The organism is Vibrio sp. Vb1574, from assembly GCF_033338675.1.
Window position 1 is genome coordinate 1 of record NZ_JAWOTC010000211.1, and the last position, 1,391, is coordinate 1,391.

Annotated in this window: 1 protein-coding gene and 1 pseudogene; one reads left to right on the forward strand and one right to left on the reverse strand. The window is 37.9% G+C overall.

From position 1 onward, the window contains the following. Positions 1 to 119: 119 nt before the first annotated feature. A complete protein-coding gene (locus R7O12_RS24895; protein ID WP_005466985.1) occupies positions 120 to 671 on the reverse strand; it encodes a BON domain-containing protein in 552 nt (183 codons plus the stop codon). A 434-nt stretch (positions 672 to 1,105) separates the two neighbouring features. Between R7O12_RS24895 and R7O12_RS24900 the strand changes: the two are divergent. Beyond that, positions 1,106 to 1,391: pseudogene (locus tag R7O12_RS24900) on the forward strand (sigma-54-dependent Fis family transcriptional regulator); the annotation flags it as partial.

Here is a 1,391-nt window from a genome sequence, read left to right on the forward strand (position 1 = left end):
CCGGCAATACCACTAAATCCGAGCACCGCTGAAACGAGAGCCAAAGCAAGGAAAATAAACATCCAACGAACCATGGTGTTGTCTCCCTATTTTTTAAAGTGAAAGCTCAATATTAGTTATTACTGAACAACTTCAATCTTATCGACAACCTTATTTACATCGTTGGTATTATTTGCAATCGATAATGCCAGATCGTGCTCGGCATCTGAGTTCACTTTACCGGTTAAGGTTACGGTTTTATTTTCTGTGGTGACATCAATGTCTGTACCACTAACGCTGGTATCCATCAGTAAACGAGTTTTCACAATAGTAGTAATTTTTGAATCCGTTAATGCAGCAAATGCATCAGAATCGGCATCTTGTTTATTTTCACTCACTACCGTTAGCTCGTTATTTACTTTTTTCACACCATCAAGGCCTGAAACCAACTCTTCTGCCAGCGACTTTTCCAAATCGTTATTGACCGAACCTGTCAGCGTAACCACCTGATTTTCAACATCAGTGTTGATATCAAAAGAGTTCAGGTTGCTGTTAAGCAGTAAGGTGGTTTCTGCTTTACCATCTAGCCAAGCGTCCATGGATTCTTTTTCCCATTTATCACTGGCTAATACTGCGGTAGATGACGTTGCAAGAACTGAAGTAAGTACAATTTTAGCTGCGATGTTATTCATGGTAATTCTCCTATATTGACGTTGCAGTTCTAATAGAGCAAAGCATGTGCCAACTTTATAAGTAACTATTTTTAAAGCGTTTATTTTAAAACAGCCGTTATATTTAAGATGAGAGAGAAACCATTCGTGAATAATTTACACAGAAGAAATGTAATTTTTAATCATTGAAGAAGAAAAGATAAATAGAGAAGAAATAACACCTCATCCTTTCGTTTATTTTTGTACGCAAAAACCATCAAGAGAGATTAATTTCTAACAATTACAATTCCACACAACAAATAATGAAAGAAAAAACGATGTGGATATATAGTTTGCTGTTGATCTCACTATATTAATAACCAACCAGATTCTAAACAGACTTTGACAATATTTTGTCTTGTACAGCTTAAATAATACACGTACATTGTTTCTGTTATAGTGAAGAGGACATTTCTATGTCACTGCCAAGCCTGTTTCTAAGAATACAAGACCCCGCCCTCAAAGAGGCTATCGCTTCTTGTCAGGAATTACATAAGTTCCGTTTGTATGACACAGAAACGGACGATGATTGGATTGATCACTTCGTCGACGTTCAACCGGATGTCGCGATTGTCGAAGTGGCACATTTCACTCACGCTGATTATCAGCGACTTTCCGATATCGAGGCCATTTACGACATGGACTTAATCATCATCAGTTCAGGCGCGCCTAACGAGAACCTCGATAAACTGATGAACCTAG

What these genes read in the sequence shown, in the direction of transcription:
- R7O12_RS24895 (WP_005466985.1), bottom strand. Translation starts at nt 671, where the DNA reads ATGAATAACATCGCAGCTAAAATTGTACTTACTTCAGTTCTTGCAACG.